The organism is Candidatus Margulisiibacteriota bacterium, from assembly GCA_041650635.1.
Taxonomy (GTDB): Bacteria; Margulisbacteria; WOR-1; order JAKLHX01; family JBAZKV01; genus JBAZKV01.
On record JBAZKV010000051.1, the window covers coordinates 1 to 2,919 of the forward strand.

3 protein-coding genes, 1 tRNA gene and 1 pseudogene are annotated in these 2,919 nt (G+C 48.9%); all 5 read right to left on the bottom strand.

The genetic code is table 11. From position 1 onward, the window contains the following. Nucleotides 1-115 (bottom strand): bL35 family ribosomal protein (locus tag WC490_08155; GenBank protein ID MFA5098572.1); only part of this gene is annotated, 115 nt, incomplete at its 3' end. A 28-nt stretch (nt 116-143) separates the two neighbouring features. Next, complete coding sequence (gene infC / locus WC490_08160; GenBank protein MFA5098573.1) at nt 144-659, bottom strand: translation initiation factor IF-3; 516 nt, start codon at nt 657-659, stop codon at nt 144-146. A 12-nt stretch (nt 660-671) separates the two neighbouring features. Then, nucleotides 672-2,384, bottom strand: a pseudogene (gene thrS, locus WC490_08165) (threonine--tRNA ligase). A 35-nt stretch (nt 2,385-2,419) separates the two neighbouring features. After that, nucleotides 2,420-2,496, bottom strand: a tRNA-Val gene (locus WC490_08170). Between the two features lie 151 nt (nt 2,497-2,647). Next, nucleotides 2,648-2,919, bottom strand: a 272-nt coding sequence (locus tag WC490_08175) for a PEP-CTERM sorting domain-containing protein (GenBank protein MFA5098574.1), incomplete at its 5' end; no start/stop codon positions are given.

Consider the following 2,919-nt stretch of genomic DNA (forward strand, 5'->3'; position numbering starts at 1 on the left):
TCTTTGTTTTGTTCGTCAAAAGATGGCCCTTGCCACCTTTGCGTCTCATTATTTTGCCTTTTTTTGTGATCTTGAACCTTTTCTTGGTCGCCCTGCGTGTCTTCATCTTAGGCATGTCATCTTCCTCCTTGCGTTGCTTTCATCTATTTGGGGGCTACAACCATTATTACGGCGCGGCCTTCCTTGACGGGCGGCTTCTCCACCTGCCCGAACTCAGCTATATCGGCTTTTAACCGCTCTATGACCTTATCCCCAAGCTCGGGGTGAGCCATCTCACGGCCCCTGAAAATAAGCGTTACCTTGACTTTATCCTTACGTTCCAGGAACTTCTTGATAAAACCCAGTTTAACCAGGTAATCGTGATCCCCGATCTTGGGCTTAAGCCTGATCTCCTTGATATGTGTGGCGTGCTGTTTTTTCCTCGCCTCTTTCTCTTTCTTCTCCTGCTCATACTTGTACTTGGAGAAGTCCATTATCCTGCAGACCGGAGGCCTTGCCATCGGAGCTATTTCCACCAGGTCCAACCCTGCCTGTTGCGCGAGTTTGAGGCCTTCTTCCGGAGGCATAACCCCCAGCTGTTTACCATCCTCGCCAATGACCATTACCTCGCGTATCCTTATCCTGTCATTTACCCTTATTGACTTAGCCTGGAACTGGATTGCCGTGACCTCCTATTTTTTCTCTTTTACTTCCGTGACTATCTTGTCCGCAAAATCCGCAAGTTTCATGGGACCAAGGTCTCCCTTGCTCCTCTCCCTTACGGATACGCTCTCCGCCTGGGCTTCTTTCGCGCCCACTATCAGCATATAGGGCACCTTCTGGACCTCGGCGTCCCTTATCTTATGCTGCATCCTGCCGCTTTTGTCGTTTATCTCTACCCTTATGTCCCTGTCTCGAAGGGTTTGAGCAACTTTTTCGGCATAAGCCATATGCTCATCGGATATCGGTATTATAACAGTTTGCACCGGAGAAAGCCAGACCGGAAAAGCCCCGGCATAGTGCTCTATCAACAGCGCAAGGGTCCTTTCGTAGCAGCCTATAGAAGACCTGTGTATTACCATCGGGGTCTTTAGCGACCCGTCCTTATCTACATATTCCATCCCGAACCTTCCCGGCAGCGCAAAATCCACCTGCACGGTAAAGATCGTGTCTTCCTTGCCGTAAACGTTCTTGAACTGAATATCAAGTTTAGGCCCATAGAAAGCAGCTTCCCCGTCCGCCTCTTTATAGTCAAGCTTGATATCGTCGAGGATCTTCTTCATTATCTTCTGCGACTCTTCCCAGGCCTTTGGGTCGTCTATATACTTTTCTTTATTTTTGGGGTCCCACTTCGAGAATCTGTACCATATCTCGTTCTCTATGCCAAGGGTCTTCATTACGAACTTGATCAGGTCCAGGACCTTCTTGAACTCTTCTTCCAGCTGCTCCGGAAGGCATATGATATGCGCGTCGGCCAGGGTAAACTGCCTGACGCGGGTAAGCCCGTGCATCTCCCCTGAGCTTTCGTTCCTGAAAAGGACCGCATTTTCGCAGTACTTAAGGGGCAGGTCCTTGTAGCTCCTGGTCTTGGATTTATATATCATGAACTGGAACGGGCATGTCATGGGCCTTAAGGCAAGGATCTCTTCGTCCTTACTGTTAATTATGAACATCCCTTCCCTGTAGTGATCCCAGTGCCCGGATATCTTGTAAAGGTCGCTCTTTGCCATATAAGGCGTCTTGGTGAGAAGATACCCTCTCTTCTCCTCCTCATCTTCCACAAACCTCTGGAGTATTTGGATTATCTTGGCGCCCTTCGGCATTATGAGCGGGAGGCCTTGCCCCACGGCTTCGTGAGTGGTAAAGATCTCCAATGTCCTGCCGACCTTATTATGGTCGCGTTTTTCCGCCTCTTCCTTGGCCTTAAGGTAATTCTCCAGCTCTTCTTTCGTCGCAAAAGCCGTGCCGTAAATGCGTTGCAGCATTTTATTCTTTTCGCTTCCGCGCCAATATGCGCCGGTAGCGGAGAGCAGCTTGAAGGCCTTTATCTGGCCAGTAGAAGCTATATGCGGACCCTTGCACAGGTCCGTAAAATCCCCGCTCTTATACAATGATACTTTTTCATCGGGGATATCCTTAATAAGCTCAACCTTATAGGACTCTCCCATCTTTTCAAAGAGCTTTACGGCCTCAACTTTGCCGAGCTCGGACCTTTCGAACTTTTGGTTCTCCTTTATGATCCTGGCCATCTCGGCTTCTATCTTGGGCAAGTCTTCCTCAGAAAACGGCTGCGGAGAGTCAAAATCATAATAAAAACCGTCCTCTATAGCCGGCCCTATAGCCAGTTTTACGCCCGGAAACAGCCTTTTTACGGCCTGGGCCATCACATGTGAGGTCGAATGCCTTAAAGTATCGAGTTCCATAGTAAAAAATAGAAAAATGGTGGGCCTAAGAGGACTCGAACCTCTGACCTCTTCCATGTCAAGGAAGCGCTCTAACCAACTGAGCTATAAGCCCACGCAATGAACCTAAATTATAGCGATTATAGGGTGTTAAGTCAAGGATTATAGAACGGGCGGAGGAAAGTATAAAATAGAAAAAGGGCTTCCAATTCCTGGAGCGGAAGGTTGGAAGCCCTTTTCGTCCTCCTACTTCTAAACTGACTTGCTTACTTCTTTCTTGAAAAACCAACCAAACCGATCAATCCTGAGCCGAGAAGCAACAAACTGGCCGGTTCAGGGACGGCTACTGCTTCAGCATCGACATCATCAAAATATGCTGAACCAACCCCGTACCAATCGGTGCTGGACTGCTGGGCGCCATATGAAAACAGGGTAAAGCGTACCGCCTGCGTACCCTCGGGAGCCGCAGCAGAAACCACTGAAAGATTCTGCCAATCTGCACCTGTTACCGTGGCAGATTCAAAAGTTGCCGAAGGCG